Source organism: Polyangium sp. 6x1 (assembly GCF_029946515.1).
Lineage (GTDB): Bacteria > Myxococcota_A > Polyangia > Polyangiales > Polyangiaceae > Polyangium.
On the sequence record NZ_JARZHH010000012.1, the window covers coordinates 32,489 to 52,912 of the forward strand.

A 20,424-nucleotide genomic window follows, 5' to 3' on the forward strand; every position below is an offset into this window, starting at 1 on the left:
TCTTGCCCTCAGAACGAGGCGGTGAGCGTGGCGCCGCCCGCGATCATGGTGCCATCGGCCCGGTAGTCCCCCACGAAGTCGGCGGGGCTCGCCTTCTGCGTGATCCGCTCGGGCAGCACGGAGAGGGCCACGTGCGTGTCGAGGCGGAGCGCGCCGCGGAGGACGGAGAACGGCGCGTTGAGGACGAGGCCCGCGCCGAGGGAGATCGTGTGCCTGTCGGCGTCGACGAAGTTCGTCGGGCCCTCCTGCGGCGGCACGGGCGAGCGCTCGTAGGCGTAGCCCGCGCGCAGGGGGATCTCGACGGCCTTGGCCGGCGGGCGCCCCGAGACGCGCCGCTCGGCGCCGAACGCGAGGACGTACTCGACGCCGAGGCGCGGGACGAAGCGGTCCTCGAACGCGGGCGGGACGATCACGACGGGCTTGGGATCCTCGGGCAACTCGACGCCGACGCCGGGCGGCGGCTCGGCTTCGAGGTGGGCGGAGGTCCTCGGGGTCGGGCTCTCGTAGGCCGACCAGTTCACCCAGCCGAGATCGAAGTTCGCGCGGAGGCGAGGAACGGCCTGGAAGGACAAGCCGAGGACGACCTGCTGCGGCTGGAAGGCGTCGAGCGTGCGCGTCTCGAGGGTGTAGCGGAGCGGGACGTCGACGCCGGCGAAGTCGACGATGCCCTCGAGGTTCGCCTGGAGCGAGAGGTCGAGCTTGGTTTGTCCGCGGTAGGCGACGCCGAGGTAGCCGAGGCGGCCGAGTTTTACGCGGGCGCCGGCGATGGGATAACGGATCGAGGTGAGATCGGCGTCGACCTCGTGGGAGAGCTGCGAGTCGTACGGGTGCAGGACGTCGGCCTCGCCGCGGATGCCGAAGCGGCCGCGGGTCGCGGCGAGGAAGGCGAGGCCGCCGCCGATCTCGAGCCACGGGAGCGGACGGACGGCGAGGTGGACCGAGAGAAACAGGATGGTGGGCCGGTCGTTGTAGAGCTCCCAGCGCGGCGTCTCCTGGCGGAGGGCGCGGATGCGGGAGAGGCCGTCGTCGGGGATGTACGTGGCGATGCCGAACGCGAACGGGAGCGAGAGGATCTTGCCCGGCGCGACGATGCCCGCCATGAGGCCGTGGACGTCGGCGACGTCGTTGTCCTTGCCGTTGATGCGGAGGCGGTTGTCCGCGTAGACGTAGCCGAGCGAGAGCTCGAGGCCAGGCGCGGAGACGAGGCCGGCGGGGTTGTAGAAGCAGCCCGAGAAGTCCGCGGCGTCGGCGGTGACGGCGCCGGAGAGCGCGCCGGCGCGCGAGCCCATGCCGTACGTCCCGGGAGCGCTGGCCCGCGCTTCCGGCGCGGCGAGGAGCCACGCCAGAGCGAGCGCGGGCAGGAGCGAGCGCGCGCGTTTCGACATCAGAACCCGACCCCCACGGTGGCCGCGCCGGCGACGATGACGCCGCTCGTGCGCACGGACGGCGCGCCGGGATTGCTCGCGGGCACGTCCGCGGCCTTGTCGTGCGCGAGAGGATGGAGGACCTGCACCTGCCCGGCGAGATCGAAGCGCAGGTTCGGCAAGGGCGCGGCGAGCTCGAGCCCGTAGCCGAGGCCGAAGACGCTGCGCGTGTTCTCGTAGATGTTCGCGGTGGCCGTCTGCGCCGGCGAGGGCGAGATCTCGAGGAAGTAGCCGGCGCGGAGCATCATCGAGACGGACTTCCTCGGCGAGAGGACACGCTCGACGCCGAGGCGCGGGACGATCGTGTCCGTGTAGCCGAGCGGCGTGGGCGTGAGGGCGCCGCAAGGCTCCTCGGGCGGCGCGCCCGTGGACGGGTCGATCTCCGGGCAACGGACCGTGGCCTCGGCAGGACCGGGGTACGCCGACCAGCGCTTGTACGTCGCGCCCGCGGTGACGCGCCACGGGCCGCGGACGCGCGCGACTTCGAGGGCGATCTGCGCGGGATCGTACTGCGCGAGGCCGGAGATGTTGAGCGGAGGCACGACGATCTGGCCGAGATCCTTCACCTCGATGACGACGTTGAAGCGGCCGACGAGCTCGCCGCGGTAGGTGAGGCCGACGCGGTAGGCGCCGCGCTCGTAGCTCGCGCCGAGGATGGGGCCGTAGCTCGCGACGAGCGTGTCCTCGACGACGGTGCCGATGCGGCCCGAGGCGTCGGTGGCGACGAGGACGGAGCCGGTGAGCGCTGCGAGCGCCGCGAAGCCGCCGCCGATGCGCACGCCGTAGCCGACGTCGACGCCGAGGCCGACCTGGACCGCAACGGAGGCCGTGCGATCCGCGACGGGGAACTGCTTGGTCTCGGGGTAGAGGATGCGGCCGCGGACGATGAGGTCGAAGGGCGTGAAGAAGCCGAGGCCGATGGTGATGCGGTCCTTCAAGGCCCCGGCGAACGGCACGGGCAAGACAGCGCCGATGAAGCCGCCCGCGAGTTTGTCGTAGCTCAGGCGCGCGGGCGCGCGGAGGTCGAAGACCGATCCGAGCAGGCCGATCGTGAGCTCGCGGCGGTGCTCGAGGCTGAGAAGCGCGGGGTTCGACCAGACGGACTCGAAGCCGCGGCCGAGCGCGGCGCCCGTCCCGCCCATCGCCATGGAGCGCGGGCCGAAGCCGTACACGTCCTCCGGGGAGCTCCACGCCGCGCCGGCAGGAAGCGCCGTGAGGGCGGCCGAGGCGACGGCGAGCAAGAAGGCGCGGCGGCGGGCCATGCGAGCGCGACGGTAGACGCATGCACGGCCGGAAGGAAGAGGGAGCGGAGGACGAGGCGCGCGGGATGGATCGAGGCTCAGCGACGAACGGGTCCGCTGTCCTCTTGGACCTCGACGAACACGTCGTCGAGCGAGCTCGCGGCGTAGGCGCGCTTCGCCCATCGGGACAAGGTCGCGCCGGTCGCGGTCGCGACGCGCGCCTGCATGGCCTCCGGGATCTCGCCGAAGCGCTCGCGCAGGACGTCGAGGAGCACTTCGCGGCGGCCCTCTTCGCGGCCCTTCTCTTCCGCGCTTTGCTTGATCGCCAGGATCTCGGGGTTTCCCTTGCGCTCGAGCGCCCGCGCGGCCTCGCTCTCCGCGACCGCGTTGTCGAAGAGCGCGCGCACCCGGAGCGGCCGTATGAAACAGGGGTCCTCGATCATCTCGCCCGGGTCGAGCCGCACGAACGTGGCCTTCTCGCGCGACCACTCGCAGACCTCGCCGCGCTTGACGTAGATCGCGAACACGCGGCGGACGCCGCGCTCCACGAGGTCCTCGGCCTTCTCGCGCACCACGCCCGGCGCTTGTTCGTTCACGATCTCGAACGAGACCTCTTCGAGGTGCCGCCGGCCCGTCGAAGGATCCGTCCCGTCGCGCCGGATCGACACATCCGTGGCGAAATTCGAGCGCTCCGAGACGCGCGTGAGCAGGTCGATCGAGGCGCGATACCCCTCGCGGACATGCAAGCGGATGACGGCGCCGAGGTTCGCGTGCGCGTCGCCGTGCGGCTCGAGCGCGGGCTGGGCGATGATCTTCCGGCCGCGTATCATCTCGTCGCGCGTCGTCTCCGGGACGACGACGTGCTGATCGACCGGGGGGAACCTGCGGGGCGGATCGGCCGGAGGGAACGAGAGCGCGGCTCCCCCCCGGGCGGACGGCGCGAGCATCATCGAGGGACCATCGCGCTTCGGATCCACCATCGTCGAGGGAGGGTAGCAGGATCCGCGGAGGATGGGGAGAACGAGACGAGTGCGTCCGGGGTCCCGCTCGACTAGAACCATGCCGCCGTGCCCCTCGCCCTCCAGGCCATTCTCCCCGACGAGCTCGCCCGCGCTTGCAACATCGACGTGACGGACGCGCGGCGGATCGTCTCGCTCGTGCATCGAACGGGCGGTTTGCCCGCGCGCTCGCCCGCGACGATCCGGCGCGCCGCGCTCGACGCCGCCCGCGAAGCCGGGCACGTCCCGACCATCCACATCGAGAGCCGCGCCGCGAGCGCGATCGATCCGTTCGTCAAGTACGCCTTCCGCCTGCCCGACGGGGCCGTCATCGAGACCGTGCGCATCCCCCTCGAGCACCCGGGTCGCTTCTCCGTCTGCGTGTCCTCGCAGGTCGGCTGCGCGCTCGCGTGCGCGTTCTGCGCGACGGGCCGCATGGGCCTCGGCCGCAACCTCGAGCCGTGGGAGATCGTCGAGCAGGTGCGGCGCGTGCGCGAAGAGCTCATGCAGGATCCCCCGACAAACCTCACCGCCACCGGGATCCGCCCCCGCGTGCACGGCGTGCTCTTCCAGGGCATGGGCGAGCCGATGGCGAACATCGAGCGCGTGATCCACGCGATCCGCGTGATGAGCGAGCCGAGCGCGCTCGCCATCGACATGCGCAACATCACGGTGTGCACGTCGGGCTTGCCGACCGGGATCCGCACGCTCCTCCGGGAGGTCCCTGCGGTGCGGCTCGGGGTCTCGCTCGGCTCGGCGCGGCCGGGGCGACGGCGCGCGCTCATGCCCATCGAGGGCGCGCACCCGCTCGAAGAGGTGCTCGCGGCCGCGGGCGAGCACGCGCGAGCGACCGGACGCTCGCCGATGTTCGCGTACACGCTGCTCGCCGGGCAGAACGACACGGACGACGATGCGGCGGCGCTCGCGGATCTCTGCCTTTCCTTCGCCGCGGCGCACGGGCAGAGGCCCCGGCTCAGCTTGATCCCTTACAACGCGATCACGGACGGCGCCGAGCCGGATCCGTTCCAGCCTTCGACCCGGCTCGAGGCCTTCCGCGCGGTCCTGCTCGGGCGCGGGGTGGGCACGATCGTGCGGTATTCGGGCGGCGGCGACGTGGGGGCGGCGTGTGGTCAGCTCGCGCGGCCGCTCGTGCGGGGGGTTCGGGGGCGCAGCTCGGCTCGACCGAGCGAAGCCCCCGAGCGTTGATGGAGGTTCGGGGGCGCGGCTCGGCTCGACCGAGCGAAGCCCCCGAGCGTTGATGGAGGTTCGGGGGCGCGGCTCGGCTCGACCGAGCGAAGCCCCCGAGCGTTGACGAGACGGCGTCTCCCGGTGGATTCCGAACCCACGGCGCGCTAGCTTGCTCGCGTGTTCGGATTGAGCTTCGGCGAGATGGTCGTGGTCGTGCTCGTGGCCATCGTCGTGGTGGGTCCACGGCACCTGCCGAGCATGATGCGGACGGCCGGACAGTGGGTCACGCGCATTCGCCGCATGAGCACGGACATCCGGGCGCAGAGCGGCATCGATCAGCTCCTCCGCGAGGAGGGCATCGACCGGAGCATCCAGGAGATCCGCGCGCTCTCGAACGTGAACGTGCTCGACGGCCTCGAGCGGCTCGCCGTCCCGACCGCCGCCAAGGCCGCCACGACCGCCCCCGTGGTCGCGGCCGCGACCGTGGCGACGGCCGCGGCGAGCGCGCCAGCGCCAGGCGAAGAGCCCGTCGTCATCCTGCGCGAGCGCGAGTATCCGCTGGTCGGCTGCGACGCTTACGACGCGTTGCCCGACGACGCGGCCCCGTACGGAAAGGGAGAGCTCGGCGCGCCCGAGCCCCTCGCCCACCACCCACTGGGTGTCGTGGCGACCGACGATCCGACGAGCCGGGTCGTCACGAAGGAGCCGAGCGCGGCGTCATGAGTGATCCCAAGGCGAATGCGGTGAAGGACGCGGCGTCCGCTCCGATCGAGGACGAGGAGGGCACTCCCATGACGTTCTGGGAGCACCTCGACGAGCTGCGCAAGCGCCTGGTCTACAGCTTCGTCGCCTTCCTCATCTGCTGCTTGCTCACGTGGGAGTACCACGACCCGCTGCTCCACATCATCACGCTGCCGTTCAAGGGCGCGTGGGCGACGCAGGGCCTGCCGGGCGTGCCGGAGCTGCACTTCCAGTCGCCGCAGGCCGCGTTCATCGCGTACTTCCAGCTCTCGCTGCTCGGGTCGATCGTCCTCAGCGCGCCCGTGATCTTCTATCAGCTCTGGGCCTTCATCGCGCCGGGGCTCTATGCGCGCGAGAAGCGCTTCGTGATCCCCTTCGTGCTCTCGGCGTCGGGGCTCTTCGCGGGCGGCTGTTACTTCGGCTGGCGCGTCGCGTTTCCCATCACGTTCAACTACTTCCTCGGGCTCGCCGGCACGATCGGCGGCGGCCAGGGCGTGACGATCACGCCCACCATCATGATGGACGAGTACATCGATTTCGTGACGCGGATGCTCTTCGCGTTCGGGATCGTCTTCGAGATCCCGCTGCTCATCCTGTTCCTGTCGCTCGCGGGCATCGTCAATTACTTGCAGCTCATCCGATTCGGCCGCTGGTTCGTCCTGCTCTCGTTCATCATCGCGGCCGTCGTCACGCCGCCCGACATCACGAGCCAGATCGTGATGGCCGTGCCGATGCTCGTCCTCTACCTGCTCTCGATCGGGCTCGCGTTCATCTTCGGCAAGAAGCCGACGGAGGCCCAGCGCGAGGCGTACCGGAAGAGCAAAGAGAAGACGAAGACGGCCTGAGAACGGGCCCGCTCAGTGGGCGTACGGCTCGCCGCGCAGGATCGTCATGGCGCGGTAGACCTGCTCCACGAGCACGAGCCGCGCGAGCCGGTGCGGGAACGTGAGCGTCGACAAGCTGAGTCGATCGTGCGCGGCGCGCGACGTCTCCGGGGGGATGCCGTCGGCGCCGCCGATCAGGAACGAGACCACGCCCTTGCCGCGGGATCCGGCGCGCTCGATCGTCTTGGCAAACGAAGGGCTGTCGAGCGCGCGCCCCAGGACCTCGAGCGCGATCGTCGTCGAGCCCTCGGTCTTCTTCGCGAAGAGCTCCGCGAGGCGCGCGGGCGGCGCGTCCTCGAGCTCGATCTCGTCACAAGGCACGTACCGACGCACGCGACCGAGGTAGTCGTCGAGGGCCGCGCGGAGCGGTTTGTCCTTCACGCGGCCCACGGCGACGACGACGATGCGCATGCGATCCGGCCCTACTCTTCCTCGGTCCGATCCTCGTCGGGTTCGTCGTCACCGAACCCCTCGCCCGCGTCCGCTTGCGCGCGGTTCCCCTGCGGTCCGGGCCGCGCGCCCGGCTCGCCTTCGGGCACGGCGACGCGGCTCGCGTCCATCCAGAGGCCCTCGATGTCGTAGAGCTGCCGCGCGTCTTCCTGGAACACGTGCACGACGACGTCGCCGTAGTCGAGCAGCACCCACGTCGCCGCGGACATGCCCTCGACCGAGATCGGCGCGATCTTCTTCTTGCCGAGCTCCTCCTCGATTCCCTGCGCGATCGAGCCGACGTGCCGATCGCTCCGGCCCGTCATGAGCACCAGGAAATCCGCGTAGTCGACGCGCCCGCGCACGTCGAGGATCTCCACGCCGAGCGCCTTCTTGTCGAGGCCGGCCACCGCCATCGCGACCGCGAGCTCCCGGGCCGGCGAGGCCGTCTCGGGCACGGGCGCCTTGCGTCCTGCCGGTCGCTTCGGAGCCGCGAGCGGCGCCTTCTTCACGCCGGGCGCGGCCTTTCCGCGCAGCTCGCCTTCGGACTTGCGCCGCGGCAAACCGGGCCGCTTCGCCGTCTTCGCGGCGCCGGGCGCGCGCGCCCCTTGCCCGCTCGCGTGCGAGGCGCGGAGCTTCGGCCGGGCCGACTTCTTCGCCGCCTTCACGGCCGCCTTCACCACCGCGGGCGCCACGTGGGTGTCCCGCTCGCCCGACCCCTCGCCCGGGTCCACGTCGCGAGGCGAGCGCGCGGGGCTCGTCTTGCGGGGGCTCGTCGTCTTCGTCGTCTTCGTCGTCTTCGTCGCTGCCGTCTTGCTGCGGGCCGGCTTGGGCGACTCGCCCCCGCCGTCCGATCGCTTCTTCGTTGCCAACGTGTACCTCACTCCGGCCTCTGGCCCGGGCCGATTACCGAACTTGCCCCTCGCCGAACACGATCCACTTCGTCGCGGTGAGGCTCACGAGCCCCATCGGTCCATACGCATGGAGCTTCGTCGTCGAGATGCCGATCTCCGCGCCGAGCCCGAGCTCGCCGCCGTCGTTGAAGCGCGTGGACGCGTTGACGATCACGCAGCTCGCGTCGACGGACCGCGAGAAGCGCTGCGCCCGCTCGTAGCTGCGCGTGCAGATCGCCTCGGTGTGATTCGAGCCGTACTGCGCGATGTGATCGAGCGCCTCGTCGAGCGATCCGACGATCCGGACGGCGAGGATCGGGGCGAGGAACTCCTGCCCGAAATCGTCCGGGGACGCGGGCTTCGCCGACGGGATCACCGCGCGTGTCGCCTGATCGCCGCGGATCTCGAGCCCCTGCGCCGCGAGCTTCCCGACCCGGGGCAAGAGCGCGAGCGCCACGCTCTCGTGCACGAGCAAGCACTCGAGCGCGTTGCACACGCCCGGCCGGCTGAGCTTGCCGTTCTCCACGAGCCGGAGCGCCATGTTGAGATCGGCGCCCTCATCGACGTAGAGGTGACAAACCCCCTTGTAGTGCTGGATCACCGGCACGCGCGCGTGCTCGGTCACGAAGCGGATGAGCCCCTCGCCGCCGCGCGGGATGGCGAGATCGATCATCCCCGCGAGCCCCACGAGCACGCGGATCCCCTCGCGATCGCCGGGCGGCACGATCTGCACGGCGTCGGCCGGCAGCCCGGCGGACACGACCGCGGCACGGACCAGCTCGCCGAGCGCCGCGTTCGAATGCGCAGCCTCTTTGCCGCCGCGCAGGAGCACGGCGTTGCCGCTCTTCAAGCAGAGCGCGGCCGAGTCCACGGTCACGTTCGGGCGTGCCTCGTAGATCATCGCGATCACGCCGAGCGGGATGCGCACCTGGCCCACGCTGAGGCCGTTCGGGCGCTGCTTCATGCCGAGCACCTCGCCCACCGGATCCTCGAACGAGGCGATCTGCAGGACGGCCGCCGCGATGCCGAGGATGCGCGGTTCGTCGAGGATCAAGCGGTCGACGAGCGCGGGGGCGAGCCCGGCCGCGCGCGCAGCATGCACGTCCGCCGCGTTCGCGGCGCGCAGCTTCGAGCCCTCGGCGGCCTGCACGCGCAGCGCCTCCGCGATCGCGACGAGCGCGCGATCCTTGGCCTCACGCGACGCGGTCGACAGCGTACGCGCGGCCTTGCGGGCGCGCTTTGCGAGCTCGACGAGCTCTTCAGTCTGGATTGCGGTGCTCTCCACGGCGTCGAAACCTAACGCGGCTGCCCTCACAAGGCCAAGGGCGTGCTAGCGTGGCCTCGTGTCGGCTCGCCCGCGCGCCATCCCTGCCTGGTTCCTTCTCCTGACCGTCGCCGTGCCCACAGGGCTCGGCTGCGGCTCTCACGACGACGAGGGGGCGGTGAGCGCCGCGCCCGCAGCGACGATGATCCCGATGGGCGCGCCCGGCGCCGAGGGCGCGAAGTACGACCCGACCCCGGAGGCGCCTCCGGCAAAACCGACCGATCTGCGCCAAAAGATCGACGGCTCCCCCGATCCGCTCGCCCCCCCGAGCCCGTTTGCCCAGCCGCCGCAGAACGAGCACGAGGGACCAGCGACGCCTCCTCCGCCGAACATGAAGAAGAAGGGGACCAAGATATGACGAACCGGTTCGTCCCCGTGCTCGCGTCGCTCGTCATGCTCGCCGCGGGCGCCTGCTGCGGTAGCCCGCCGAAGCCGAAGCCGCTGCCGGGCGGCCCGCCGCCCGAGTACGAGGCGCCGCGCAGCTTCGAGCTCCCCGGGAGCGCCACGCCCCCGGCCGCAGCGCCCGCCCCGACGGATCCGCCTCCGCCGCCCTCGCCCTAGGACGCGCGTTGCAGCTCGCGCCCGCGTCCGCGACGGCTGGACGGCGGGGACACGAGGGCCGCTCGTTGGGCCTCGACGGGCGAGACGCTCGGCGCGGCGCCGCCCTCGACGCAGAGGAGGGAGCGCTCGGGGACCTCCTGCCAGGCGCCCTCGTGCGGCACCTCCGACGCAATGCGGACGACGCCCGCCTCGGCCGAGACGTACAAGCTCCGGCCGAAGCGATGGGCATAAAGCACGTCCCCATCACTCAAAAGAAAATTGACGGCGCCGAAGCGAGGCCTGTCCGTCGCGGCCCCGATGGCCTGAGCGATCGCATGCTGGGCCGCGCCCGAGGGCGCGCGTCGGCTGCCGTTCGCGGCGCCGACCTCGTCGAGCGCGGTCATCAGGAACGCGAAGAACTGCTCGCTATCCGTGTCTCCGGCGATTTCCCGCCTGCGCGATTGCGAGGTTCGCCGTTCGAGCCACGCGACGTCCGAGATGGTGCCATTGTGCGCGAAAACCCAGGCATCCCGGCGAAATGGGTGGGTATTGGCGAGGTCGGTCTTTCCGACCGTGGCTTTGCGGACGTGGGCGAGGATCACGCGCCCGCGGGCGTTCGAGGCGAGCGCGCGGAACGTCGGGTCCGCGTGGGCGCACGTTGGGCTTTTGTGGACGGCCCAGGATTTCCCGTCATGGGCGGCGATCCCCCACCCGTGCGGATGCTCGGGCGACAGAGCCGCCAGGCTTTTGGGGGCCGTGGCGAGCGGCTCGGGGTGCGGTTCGACCTGCCTCGAAACGACGCCGAAGAGGCGACACATCGGAGCAGATGATAACCGAAGGTGCGAGGATGGGCCAGGTTGCACGGGAGAAACGGTCACGGACGGGCGCGCGCGACGGGGGCCGAATCTGCTAGGCTCGGCGACGGCACCATGGACGCTGCAAGGAAGTTCGCGACGTACGAGGACCTTTTGGCTTTGCCCGAGGACGAGAAGGCCGAGATCATCGGGGGCAGCTTGGTGACGCTGCCGTCGCCGCGCCCGAGGCACGCAAACGTGCAGGGGGCCTTGCGAAGGTTCGTCGGTGGACCATTCCACGACGACGACGGCTTCGATGGTCCCGGCGGCTGGTGGATCTTCCTCGATGTGGACGTCGCCCTGGGGCTGCACGACATCGTGCGCCCGGATCTCTTCGGCGTCCGTCGCGAGCGTCTGGCCGATCCGGACGTGCTGCCGATCCCGGTCGTCCCGGACTGGATCTGCGAGGTTTTATCGCCTTCGACCGAGCCTCACGATCGGGTGACCAAGAAAAACCTCTACGCTCGGTACGGCGTGCGCTGGTACTGGATCGTGGACCCCGCGGAGCGCATTCTGGAGGTCTTCGAGCTACGCGACGGTTTGTGGGTGAACATCGCGTCGTACGACGAGCACGCGACGGCCCGGATTCCGCCCTTCGAGGCGATCGAATTGCCGATGTCGCGCATCTTCCTGCCACGCGCGCCGAGCAGCGAGCGGGCATGACACCAAAGGCGGCCCCGCGTGGAGCCGCCCCATTTCAGGTGATCGTCATCCCGCCGTCCGCCACGAAGCTCGCTCCGTGGCAATACGTCGAATCGTCCGACGCGAGGAAGAGCGCGAGCTTCGCCATTTCCTCGTTGGTGGCGACGCGACGGAGGGGGATCGACTGCGCGTACCCCGCTCGCAGCGCCTCGGCGTGCCCCGGGGCCATTTGCTCGGTGAACGAGCTCATCATGCGGTTGTCGACGCCGCCCGGGACCATCGCATTGACCCGGATGTTCATGGGCCCGAGCTCGGTCGCCGCCGTGCGCACGAGCGCGAGCAGCGCGGCCTTGGTCGCCGCATAAGCAGAGGCCCCCGGGAACGAGGTGAAAGCCGCCGTCGACGACGTCACCACGATGCTCCCGCCGCCGCGCTCGAGCATGCGCGGAATGACCTTCTGGATGCCCAGAAACGTCCCGCGGACGTTCACCGCATGGAGGTCGTCGAGCACCGCCACGTCGAGGTCCACGATGGGCACGACCGTCCCTTCGTAGCCCGCATTCGCGAAGAGCACGTCGACCCCGCCGAACGCCTGGACCGCCGTGTCGACGTACCTCACGGCGTCTTCGGCTTTTCGGACGTCCGCCAGCACGGTGCGCGTCCGCGCGGAATCGCACCCCTCCGCGGCTTGCCGGAGCCGCTCTTCGTCGCGACCGACCAGCACGAGCTTGGCCCCCTCGCGTGAAAAAAGCGCGGCCGTCGCCGTGCCGATGCCCCCCGAAGCGCCAGTGATGATAACGACCTTGTCCGTGAGCTTCCCCATGAGCATGGCACGCTAACGGTTTCCTCCCGCTTTTGCCAGCGCGATGAGCGGCAAAAATTGTTAACGTCGGCGCATGCCGCTTCGTATCCTCGTCACCGGCTTCGAGCCCTTCGGCGGCGCGCCCCACAACCCCAGCGGCGACGCCGCGCGCGCCCTCGATCACACGACGTTCACGGTCCACACCGGCTCCGCGCCTCGCGTGGCCAGCGTCCGCAGCCTGCTCCTGCCCGTGCTCTGGGACGACGCCGCCGAATCGCTCGTGGCCCACATCGAGGCGACGAGGCCTCACGTGGTCATCAGCCTCGGAATGGCGCAAAGGCGGTTCCGCGTCGAACGGATCGCCGGGAATGCTCGTATGAATCGTCCCGACAACCGCCATCGGTATCCTCGCCCGGAACGAGCGCAGGCGACGCTCACCTTCCCCACGCGCCTCCCCGTCGAGCCGATCGAGCACGCCATTCGCGAGATCGGCGGCGAGGTCGAGCCCAGCACCCACGCGGGAGGATACATCTGCGACGACGTCTTTTTCGCGTTGATGCAGACCCACCAGGAGCACGGCACGCGCCTCGGCCTGCTCCGCGCCGGCTTCATCCACGTGCCAAACGATCGAATCGTACCGTCCGTGCTCCCGCAGGAGACCTTGAACGAGGCCATCCTCGCGGCCGCCCGTGTGACGGTTCAGAACCTCACGGCGGAGGAGCTGCGGCCTTTGCTTTGACCTCGAACCGCGGATCCCCCTCGAACACCCATTCCAGCGCACTGCGTGTCGTCTCGGCGACCGGGCCATCGTACCTGTGCCCCACGTCCGCGCTTTTCGCGATCTTCGTCGCGACCCCCGCCTTCTGTAGCCGCGACGCCGCCCACCGCGCGTCCGCGGCGCACCCCGATTGCGAGCACACGAACAGCACGCGCGCGCCTTCGATCTTCGCGAATGCGCTCACGACCTCGGGCTTCCAGGCCGCGTGCCCGCCCTCGATCAGCACGAGCCGCGGCGAGCGCTCGGGCCGTCGCCCGGCGATGGCCACGCCCTGAATCGCGCCCAGCGAAAACCCCGCATGGACGACCGGCCCCGAATCGACGAAATCAGGATACGCCGCGGCGAGCGCCGCAAGGCCGGCGTCGATTTCACGCTCCAGCGCGGCATTGTTCTCATAGGTAAAACGCACGTCGTCGGGGGAAGGAGAATCCGGCCTCGCTACGCCGCGCGGGCAGAGGACGAAGACACGATTCGCGCGAGGACCGAGGATCGAGCGCCAGGCGTCGCATTGCCATTCGGGTCGGTCGTAATTGCCGTGCGCCGCGATGATCACGGGCCTCCTCGACGTGGCGCCGAGGGGCAACGAGACGACGGCGGTGGGATGGCCGGGGATGGACAGCTCGACGAGGGCGGAGGCGGACGTGAGCGCGGGAGCGGGTGCGGGTGCGGGTGCGGGTGCGGGAGCAGACGCGGGAGCGGAAGCAGACGCTGCCGCGGACGCGACGGCGGGCGCGGGTGGGCTCTCGCAGGCCGAAATGGCCGACACGCAGAAAAGCAACGCCACGAGCCCCGCGCGATCCATGCAAGCCCCAGCGTACACCGGGATGATACCCTCGCTCCTCGTGATCCGGCTCGGCTCGCTCGTCCTCCCTGCCCTGCTCCTCGCCCTCCCCGCGTGCTCCCGCGATCGCGACGCCCCGGCCGGACCCTCGCCGCCCCCCGTCGTGTCCTCCCGACCCGCGCCCCCGCCCCGCCCGGCCGGTCCAGCCGAGCTCGCCCTCGTCGCCCCCCTCGCGCCCGGCGACACGCTCGATGGTTTTACCGTCCGGGAAATCCTCGCGGTGCAGGACGGCGTGCTCACCCTCGTTTGCGCAAAGGACCGGGCCCTCGTGCGCCTGTCCGTCGCGCTCGCCGCGGACGGAGGCCCCGCGCCGCCCGCCGTCGCCGGGAAATACGCGGTCTTCTACTCGGCGCGCGGCAGCGATCCGGCGGTCGGCGAGCGCCTCGCGAAGGCCCTCGCCGCCATCCTGGAGAAACACCCCGACGTACCCGTTCCGCCGGGGATGACCTCGTTCGTCCCGACGCCCATTCCCATCTAGCCGCTTCTCCCCCTCTCCGCCTCGCCCCCTCCCACGAAAAGTGCTAGCGCGGCGACCATGCTCACTGGCCGACGGGACCTCGTCCTGATCCTGGACTTCGGTTCGCAGTACACCCAGCTCATCGCACGCCGGATCCGCGAGGCCTCCGTGTACTGCGAGGTCTACCGCTACGACCTGCCGATCGAGCGCATCCGCGAGCTCGCACCCCGCGGCATCATCCTCTCGGGCGGGCCGTCGAGCGTGTATGGCGAGGGTGCCCCGCACATCTCGGCCGAGCTCTTCTCCATCGGCATCCCGATCCTCGGCATCTGCTACGGCATGCAGCTGCTCTCGCACCTGCTCGGCGGCAAGGTCGAGCGCGGCACCGAGGGCGAGTACGGGCCCGCGCTGGTCCGCACGACCCGCGCCGCCGGCGTCTTCGCGCGCTTCAAGGACGGCGACGTCCTCGACGTCTGGATGAGCCACGGCGACAAGGTCGTCGAGCTCCCGCCCGGCTTCTCCACGCTCGGCACCACCGACACCACCCCGTTCGCCGCGATCGCCGACGACGAGCGACGCATCTACGGCCTGCAGTTCCACCCCGAGGTCGCGCACACCCGCCGCGGCAAGGACCTGCTCGAGGCGTTCCTCTTCGACGTCTGCGGCCTCGAGCCCACATGGACCCCGGCCTCGTTCGTCGAGGAGTCCGTCGAGGTGATCCGCCAGAAGGTCGGCCCCGACGCGAGCGCCGTCTGTGGCCTCTCGGGCGGCGTCGACTCCTCGGTCGCCGCGATCCTCTGCCACCGCGCGCTCGGCGACAGGCTCGTCTGCATCTTCGTCGACAACGGCCTTCTCCGGAAAGGCGAGGCCGAGCAAGTCGTGTCGATGTTCGGCGAGCACTACCACCTCCGGCTCGTGCACGTGGACGCCCGCAAGCGCTTCCTCGACGCGCTGTCCGGCGTCACGGATCCCGAGCAAAAGCGCAAGACGATCGGCCGCGTCTTCATCGAGGTCTTCGAGGAGGAGGCGAAGAAGATCGAGGATTGCCGCTTCCTCGTGCAAGGCACGCTCTACCCGGACGTGATCGAGAGCGTCTCGGCGAAGGGCCCGAGCGCGGTGATCAAGAGCCACCACAACGTCGGCGGCTTGCCGGAGCGCATGCAGCTCGGCCTCGTCGAGCCACTGCGCGAGCTCTTCAAGGACGAGGTGCGCGCGGTCGGCGCGACGATGGGCATCCCGCACCACCTGCTCTGGCGCCACCCGTTCCCCGGCCCTGGCCTCGCCGTGCGTTGCCTCGGCCCGCTCACCGAGGAGCGCTTGCAGGTGTTGCGCGAGGCCGACGCGATCTTCGAGGAGGAGATCCGCGAGGCGGGGCTCTACGACAAGATCTGGCAGAGCTTCTGCGTGCTCTTGCCCGTGCGCACCGTCGGCGTGATGGGCGACGAGCGCACGTACGACGAGGTGATCGCGCTCCGGGCCGTCGAATCGAAGGACGGCATGACGGCGGACTGGTCGCGGATCCCGCACGAGGTGCTCGGACGAACGAGCGCGCGGATCATCAACGAGGTCCGCGGCGTCAACCGCGTCGTGTACGATGTCTCGTCGAAGCCTCCGGCCACGATCGAGTGGGAGTGATGGAAACGAGCACGAAACGCGGCAGCATCGCGGCCCTCTTGTGCGGCCTCCTCGTCGGGGCGTGCGCGCCGAGCGCGCCGGCCACGGTCTCGCTGCGGGTGAAGGGAAACGCCCCGGACGCGTCGGTGACGATCGACGACATGTACATCGGGGCGCTCGCGTTCGTGGCGAAGCGCGGCGTCGCCCTGCCGCCGGGCAAGCACCGGATCACCGTGGAGAAGTCGGGGTTTTTCCCCTGGGACAAGCTCGTCGAGGCCCGCGAAGGCGATCCGCCGATCCGGCTCGACATCGACCTCGTGAAAATCCCGGACTGATCGCGCCCGTTCGGGCAAGAAGGACTTGACTCTGCGGGATGTTTCGCTACCGTCCCGCGCTCCCCGAGGACAGACATGGCGAACACCCCGAAGTGGAACATCCGGTTGCGGCACGAGTGGCTCTCCACGCCGCTCAAGAAGAAGCGGATCAAGCGCGGTCAGAAGGCGCGCATTGGCCTGCTGGACGCCGAAGCGCGGAAGAAGACCAAGGCCGAGAAGGCCCCGAAGACCGAACAGGCGTCCTGACCGGACGTTCGGAACGCTCGCCGGCACGCTCGGGAAATCCGAGCGTACGCTGATCCGAGACGAAAAGGCGTCGCCCCTCGCCCACAACGCAGGGGTGGACGCCTTTTTCCGTCCGTAGGGCCTCGCATTTTGGCATGCTGGCGCGAGCTGCCGTCGGCTCGTTCACGACCACGGCTCGTGGACGAAGGCTCGGTGGCGCAGAACGGCGCGCGTCGGGGTTTCTACGGATGAGCGATACCAGCGAGGCCCTGCGACAATCCGAGGAGCGTTACCGCACGCTCTTCGAACAGGCGCCCGTTGGCGTGTTCCTGTACGACCGCGACCTCCGGCTCACCGCGTGGAACGCGCGCTTCGCGCAGCTGCTCCAGACGACGCCCGAGAGGCTCGCAGACCTCGACATGCACGCGCTGCGCGATCGCACCGTGCTGCCGGCGATCGAGCGCGCCCTCTTGGGCGAGTCGTCGTCGTACGAGGGCCGCTACCAAGCGACGACGAGCGACACCGTCGTGTGGATCTCGATGCGCCTCTGCCCGCTGCGCGGCGCGAACGGCGTGGTCCTCGGCGGCATGGGCGTCGTCGAGGATCTCACGGAGCGGAACCGCGCGCTCTCCGCGCTCCGCGAGAGCGAGCAGCGCCACGCCCTCTACGTCAAGCGCAGCCCCCTCGGCGTGATCGTGTGGAACACGCGCTTCGAGGTGCTCGAGTGGAACCCGTCGGCGACGCGGATCTTCGGCTACACCGAGGAGGAGGCCATCGGCAAGCGCGAGCCAGGCTTCATCGTGCCCGAAAGCGCCTGGCCGTTCGTCCGCGCGCTCTGGGAGGGTTTGCTTCGACAAACGGCCGTCGAGCGGAGCCGCAACGACAACCGGTGCAAGGACGGACGGATCATCTGCGGCGAGTGGTCCGCCGCGCCGCTCGTCGACGCGCAGGGCGAGGTGATCGGCGTCGCGGCCCTCGTCGAGGACGTGACCGAGAAGCAAGCCGCCGAGGAGGCGCTGAAGCGCTCGGAGGCGCGGTTCCGCGCGCTGATCGAGCGCGCGCCCGACGCCATCGGCGTAGTGCGTCAGGGTCGGTGGATCTACGCAAACCCCGCGCTCGTCGCGTACCTCGGCTACGAGCGCGCCGGCGAGTTCATCGGGCGCCTCGCACGTGACTCCGTTCACCCCGACGATCGCATCACGCAGGAAGACCACCACGCCGAGATCGAGCGCGGCACGGCGCTCTCGCCGCACGAGTACCGGCTGATCCGTCGCGACGGATCCATCGTCCACGCCGAGGTCGTGAGCCTGCTCGTCGACTATGACGGCGCGCCGGCGATCCTCGGCATCGCGCGCGATCTGACCGAGCGCAAGCAGATGCAAGCGCGCCTCGTGCAAGCCGAGCGCATGGCCGCCGTCGGCACGCTCGCGGCAGGGGTGGCGCACGAGATCAACAGCCCCCTCGCCTACGTGCTGACGCAGCTCACGGTGGCGACCGGCGAAGCGCTGCCCACGCTGAAGCAACGCACCTTCGCCCTCGAGCACGCCGCGGATCTCGCGCCAGGCGAGCTCACGCAGCGCCTCGTCGAGCTCGAAGCAGCGATCGACGGCGCGCGCGAGGCAGCCGAGCGCATGCGCAGCATCGTGCGAGATCTGCGGACGTTCTCCCGCGCGGACGACGGCGAGATCGGGCCGACCGACGTGCGCCGCGTGCTCGACACCTCGCTCAACATGGTCTTCGGCGAGATCCGCCACCGCGCACGCCTCGTGAAGCAGTACGACGACGTGCCGCTCGTCGACGCGAACGAGGCGCGGCTCGGCCAGGTCTTCGTGAACCTGCTCGTCAACGCAGCGCAGGCGCTCCCCGAAGGGAACGCAGCCGCAAACCTGATCCGCCTGCGAACCTACGTCGGCGAAGCGGGGCGCGTGGTCGTCGAGGTGATGGACTCAGGCCCTGGCATCCCAGACGATGTCAAGGCGAAGATCTTCGATCCGTTCTTCACGACAAAGCCCGCAGGCGTGGGCACGGGCCTCGGGCTCTGGATCTGCCAGGGGATCGTCACGCGCCTCGGCGGCACGATCGATCTCGCCTCGAGGCCCGGCGAGACGATCTTTCGTGTGGTGCTCCCGCCCGGCGCCGCCGCCAGCAAACCCCTCGAAGGCGCACGGGCTCTCCGCGCCGACGAGCCAAACCTCGCCCAGAAACCAGCCATGAAGCCGAAGCCCCCCGAGGCGAAGCCCCGCCGCGGCCGCGTGCTCGTGATCGACGACGAGGCGCCGCTCGCAAACGCGCTCAAGATGTTCCTCGCCGACGAGCACGACGTCGTGGTCTCGACGAGCGGCCGCGACGCACTCGCGCTGCTCGAAAAGGACCCTTCGTTCGACGCAATCCTCTGCGATCTGATGATGCCCGACGTGACAGGCGTGGACGTCCACGAAGCGCTGCGCGAGCGCGCCCCCGACGTCGCCGCGCGCCTCGTCTTCGTGACCGGCGGCGCATTCACGCCGCGCATGCGCGCGTTCCTCGAAGAGGTCCGAAACCCCCAGCTCGAAAAGCCGTTCGACCTCCCGAAGCTCCGCGCCCTGCTGCGCCAGCTGGTTTCGGCGCGCTAGGGTCTTGTCGCAGGCCGCCACGCCGGGGCGCTGCCCCGGACCCCGCGGGGGCTATCCGCCCCTCGACCCGGACCAGGGCCAGCCCTGGACCTTTTGGGGAAGAACTGCGCGATGCGCAGTTCTTCCCACAGGCCGGTGGGACCGCATCGCCAGTTGAGCCGTCCGCGCGGCAGTCTTGGCTGGCAGGATCGCGCGTGGTCTTGAATCGGCCCGTTCGATGAACTGCGCATCGCGCAGTTCATCGACCACGAGTCCAGCGCTTGCGCTGGTCCGGGTCCAGGGGCGGACAGCCCCGGTGGGGCCTGGGGCAAAGCCCCAGCGAAACGGCTTCCAGCGATCAGCGCGGCCCGCGCGCCGCGAACCAGTCGCGGTAGTGCTGGTACAGCGTCGCGTATCGCACGTACGTCTCGCGATCCGCGGCGAACCGCCGCTGCCAGGCCTCGGTCTCGGCCGTGTGCGCCGCGTCCGTGAGGCCGTACTTCGTGCGGATCTCGGCGAGTGCGACGGGGTTCACGGCGATCTCCGCGGCGAACGCCGCGTACCGTTCGAGGCTGAGCTGCGGGCCCGAAGCGACTGCCGGGAAGCCCGCGAGCGTCATCGGTTGCGGCACCGTCGGCGGCATGGGGACGGGCGTCGGGCGCTGCGAAGCGTACGACGCGCTCGACACCGGCGCCCCTGTGCTCGCGGGCGATCCCGGCGCGGGCGGGTATCCGTACCCCGCGGGCTGCTGCGAAGGCGGCGGCGTCGGCGCGGCGAGTGGCTTGGGCGGCGCTGCGGGCGGCGGCAGGACCGCGGCTTTCATGCCTGGCGACGACGGCTTGGGAGGCGGCGGGAGCGGCGCGGGCGGCGCGGCCTGGAACGGGAGCGCGGGCCTCGCGGGTGACGCGGGCGCGTGCGGCGTCTGCCGCGTCGGCAGCGGATCCGGGATCGTCGCGACGCGCGCCCGCATCGGCGTTGCGTGCTCGTCTGGCGGCGACATCGCGCCCGGCGCGCTCTCGCGCGGCGGCGGCGGCGGCTTCACGGCCGGCGCGCCGCTCACGGTCGGCGCGAGCGGCGTCGCGCCCTCGCCTGCTGCGGCTGCTGCGGCGGCGGCCCTGCGCGCGCGGAGCCTCGCGAGAAGCTGCTCTGGATCGGCGGTGGGCAACATGGGCACGGTGTCCATCAGCCCGAGCGGCACCGAGTGCGCGCGCGGGGGCGTCGGCTCGTCCTCACCGCCTCCGGCGGGGGCGCGTGCCTTGCGGGCCTCGATGGCCCGCGAGCGCGCCTCGAAGGCGGCTTTGTACCGTGCCTCCAGCGCGTTCCGCGTCGCCTCGGGCTCGCGTGACATGCGCTCCATCCAGGCGTTGCGGCTCTCTCCCCACGCCTCGGCGGAGAGCGCCTCGACGCGCAAAACCTCCTCGAGGGGCGTCCCTGCCTCGACCTCCGCGCAAAGGGCGGCGAATCGTTCGAGCTCGATATCCGGTTCCATCACGTCGGGGCGCCCGTGAGCGCTCGGCAGACCATACGCCGGCTGTGACCTGAGGTCGAGAGCGCCGCGCGACGTTTCAGCACGTTGCCGACGACTGGGCTTGCCCCCCGTCCGTCAAACCGTGGTACTAAGCG

22 protein-coding genes are annotated in these 20,424 nt (G+C 70.6%); 12 read left to right on the forward strand and 10 right to left on the reverse strand.

The genetic code is table 11. The features are described from left to right. Positions 1-8: 8 nt before the first annotated feature. From QHF85_RS14260 to QHF85_RS14270, 3 genes are all read right to left on the reverse strand, one after another. Entirely contained in the window at positions 9-1,385 is a 1,377-nt protein-coding gene (locus tag QHF85_RS14260) for a hypothetical protein (protein ID WP_281327710.1), read from the reverse strand. Beyond that, positions 1,385-2,686 carry an outer membrane protein transport protein gene (locus QHF85_RS14265; protein WP_281327711.1) on the reverse strand — a complete coding sequence of 434 codons (1,302 nt, stop codon included), beginning with the start codon at positions 2,684-2,686 and terminating at the stop codon, positions 1,385-1,387. The genes QHF85_RS14260 and QHF85_RS14265 overlap by 1 nt, the downstream gene beginning before the upstream one ends. A 77-nt stretch (positions 2,687-2,763) precedes the next feature. Then, positions 2,764-3,645, reverse strand: coding sequence for a hypothetical protein (locus QHF85_RS14270; RefSeq protein WP_281327712.1), 882 nt, complete (start codon positions 3,643-3,645; stop codon positions 2,764-2,766). Positions 3,646-3,732: 87 nt separating this feature from the next. On the opposite strand from QHF85_RS14270, the gene QHF85_RS14275 reads away from it, so the two are divergent. The 3 genes from QHF85_RS14275 (at position 3,733) to tatC (ending at position 6,437) form a co-directional block, all read left to right on the forward strand. After that, positions 3,733-4,869, forward strand: coding sequence for a radical SAM protein (locus QHF85_RS14275; RefSeq protein WP_281327713.1), 1,137 nt, complete (start codon positions 3,733-3,735; stop codon positions 4,867-4,869). Positions 4,870-5,028: 159 nt separating this feature from the next. After that, positions 5,029-5,574, forward strand: coding sequence for a Sec-independent protein translocase protein TatB (tatB, locus tag QHF85_RS14280; protein WP_281327714.1), 546 nt, complete (start codon positions 5,029-5,031; stop codon positions 5,572-5,574). Continuing rightward, positions 5,571-6,437 carry a twin-arginine translocase subunit TatC gene (tatC, locus tag QHF85_RS14285; RefSeq protein ID WP_281327715.1) on the forward strand — a complete coding sequence of 289 codons (867 nt, stop codon included), beginning with the start codon at positions 5,571-5,573 and terminating at the stop codon, positions 6,435-6,437. The genes tatB and tatC overlap by 4 nt, the downstream gene beginning before the upstream one ends. Before the next feature lie 12 nt (positions 6,438-6,449). Here the strand turns inward: tatC and QHF85_RS14290 are convergent, their stop codons facing one another. The 3 genes from QHF85_RS14290 to QHF85_RS14300 are packed head-to-tail and all read right to left on the reverse strand — an operon-like array spanning position 6,450 to position 9,083. Further along, complete coding sequence (locus QHF85_RS14290; RefSeq protein ID WP_281327716.1) at positions 6,450-6,887, reverse strand: 23S rRNA (pseudouridine(1915)-N(3))-methyltransferase RlmH; 438 nt, start codon at positions 6,885-6,887, stop codon at positions 6,450-6,452. 11 nt (positions 6,888-6,898) lie between these two features. Next, positions 6,899-7,777, reverse strand: coding sequence for a ribosome silencing factor (gene rsfS, locus QHF85_RS14295; RefSeq protein WP_281327717.1), 879 nt, complete (start codon positions 7,775-7,777; stop codon positions 6,899-6,901). 34 nt (positions 7,778-7,811) lie between these two features. Next, positions 7,812-9,083 carry a glutamate-5-semialdehyde dehydrogenase gene (locus tag QHF85_RS14300; RefSeq protein WP_281327718.1) on the reverse strand — a complete coding sequence of 424 codons (1,272 nt, stop codon included), beginning with the start codon at positions 9,081-9,083 and terminating at the stop codon, positions 7,812-7,814. Between the two features lie 58 nt (positions 9,084-9,141). On the opposite strand from QHF85_RS14300, the gene QHF85_RS14305 reads away from it, so the two are divergent. Together QHF85_RS14305 and QHF85_RS14310 are read left to right on the forward strand one after the other, a co-directional pair. Further along, entirely contained in the window at positions 9,142-9,480 is a 339-nt protein-coding gene (locus tag QHF85_RS14305; RefSeq protein ID WP_281327719.1) for a hypothetical protein, read from the forward strand. Further along, positions 9,477-9,683: a hypothetical protein gene (locus QHF85_RS14310; RefSeq protein ID WP_281327720.1), complete on the forward strand. Its 207-nt coding sequence runs from the start codon at positions 9,477-9,479 to the stop codon at positions 9,681-9,683. Before QHF85_RS14305 ends, QHF85_RS14310 begins: the two co-directional genes overlap by 4 nt. Here the strand turns inward: QHF85_RS14310 and QHF85_RS14315 are convergent. After that, positions 9,680-10,480 (reverse strand): class II glutamine amidotransferase, encoded by an 801-nt coding sequence (locus QHF85_RS14315; RefSeq protein WP_281327721.1) that lies wholly within the window; start codon positions 10,478-10,480, stop codon positions 9,680-9,682. The two genes, QHF85_RS14310 and QHF85_RS14315, sit on opposite strands and share 4 nt — an antisense overlap. A 111-nt stretch (positions 10,481-10,591) precedes the next feature. Here QHF85_RS14315 and QHF85_RS14320 point away from each other — a divergent pair, with 111 nt between their 5' ends. Continuing rightward, complete coding sequence (locus QHF85_RS14320; protein WP_281327722.1) at positions 10,592-11,179, forward strand: Uma2 family endonuclease; 588 nt, start codon at positions 10,592-10,594, stop codon at positions 11,177-11,179. Positions 11,180-11,213: 34 nt separating this feature from the next. Here the strand turns inward: QHF85_RS14320 and QHF85_RS14325 are convergent, their stop codons facing one another. Further along, a complete protein-coding gene (locus tag QHF85_RS14325) occupies positions 11,214-11,987 on the reverse strand; it encodes a glucose 1-dehydrogenase (RefSeq protein WP_281327723.1) in 774 nt (257 codons plus the stop codon). A gap of 67 nt (positions 11,988-12,054) precedes the next feature. On the opposite strand from QHF85_RS14325, the gene QHF85_RS14330 reads away from it, so the two are divergent. Beyond that, positions 12,055-12,699 (forward strand): hypothetical protein, encoded by a 645-nt coding sequence (locus tag QHF85_RS14330; RefSeq protein ID WP_281327724.1) that lies wholly within the window; start codon positions 12,055-12,057, stop codon positions 12,697-12,699. Here QHF85_RS14330 and QHF85_RS14335 read toward each other — a convergent pair. Next, positions 12,668-13,540 (reverse strand): hypothetical protein, encoded by an 873-nt coding sequence (locus QHF85_RS14335; protein ID WP_281327725.1) that lies wholly within the window; start codon positions 13,538-13,540, stop codon positions 12,668-12,670. The two genes, QHF85_RS14330 and QHF85_RS14335, sit on opposite strands and share 32 nt — an antisense overlap. 22 nt (positions 13,541-13,562) lie before the next feature. Here QHF85_RS14335 and QHF85_RS14340 point away from each other — a divergent pair, with 22 nt between their 5' ends. The 5 genes from QHF85_RS14340 (at position 13,563) to QHF85_RS14360 (ending at position 18,822) form a co-directional block, all read left to right on the forward strand. Continuing rightward, a complete protein-coding gene (locus tag QHF85_RS14340) occupies positions 13,563-14,057 on the forward strand; it encodes a hypothetical protein (RefSeq protein ID WP_281327726.1) in 495 nt (164 codons plus the stop codon). 57 nt (positions 14,058-14,114) lie between these two features. Then, positions 14,115-15,671, forward strand: a complete 1,557-nt coding sequence (gene guaA / locus QHF85_RS14345) for a glutamine-hydrolyzing GMP synthase (protein ID WP_281327727.1) — start codon at positions 14,115-14,117, stop codon at positions 15,669-15,671. Continuing rightward, complete coding sequence (locus QHF85_RS14350; RefSeq protein ID WP_281327728.1) at positions 15,671-15,985, forward strand: PEGA domain-containing protein; 315 nt, start codon at positions 15,671-15,673, stop codon at positions 15,983-15,985. The genes guaA and QHF85_RS14350 overlap by 1 nt, the downstream gene beginning before the upstream one ends. A gap of 75 nt (positions 15,986-16,060) precedes the next feature. Then, entirely contained in the window at positions 16,061-16,231 is a 171-nt protein-coding gene (locus tag QHF85_RS14355; RefSeq protein ID WP_272424098.1) for a hypothetical protein, read from the forward strand. Positions 16,232-16,458: 227 nt separating this feature from the next. After that, complete coding sequence (locus tag QHF85_RS14360; protein WP_281327729.1) at positions 16,459-18,822, forward strand: PAS domain S-box protein; 2,364 nt, start codon at positions 16,459-16,461, stop codon at positions 18,820-18,822. A 337-nt stretch (positions 18,823-19,159) separates the two neighbouring features. On the opposite strand, the gene QHF85_RS14365 is transcribed toward QHF85_RS14360, so the two are convergent. After that, positions 19,160-20,293 carry a hypothetical protein gene (locus tag QHF85_RS14365; protein ID WP_281327730.1) on the reverse strand — a complete coding sequence of 378 codons (1,134 nt, stop codon included), beginning with the start codon at positions 20,291-20,293 and terminating at the stop codon, positions 19,160-19,162. Between the last annotated feature and the right edge of the window lie 131 nt (positions 20,294-20,424).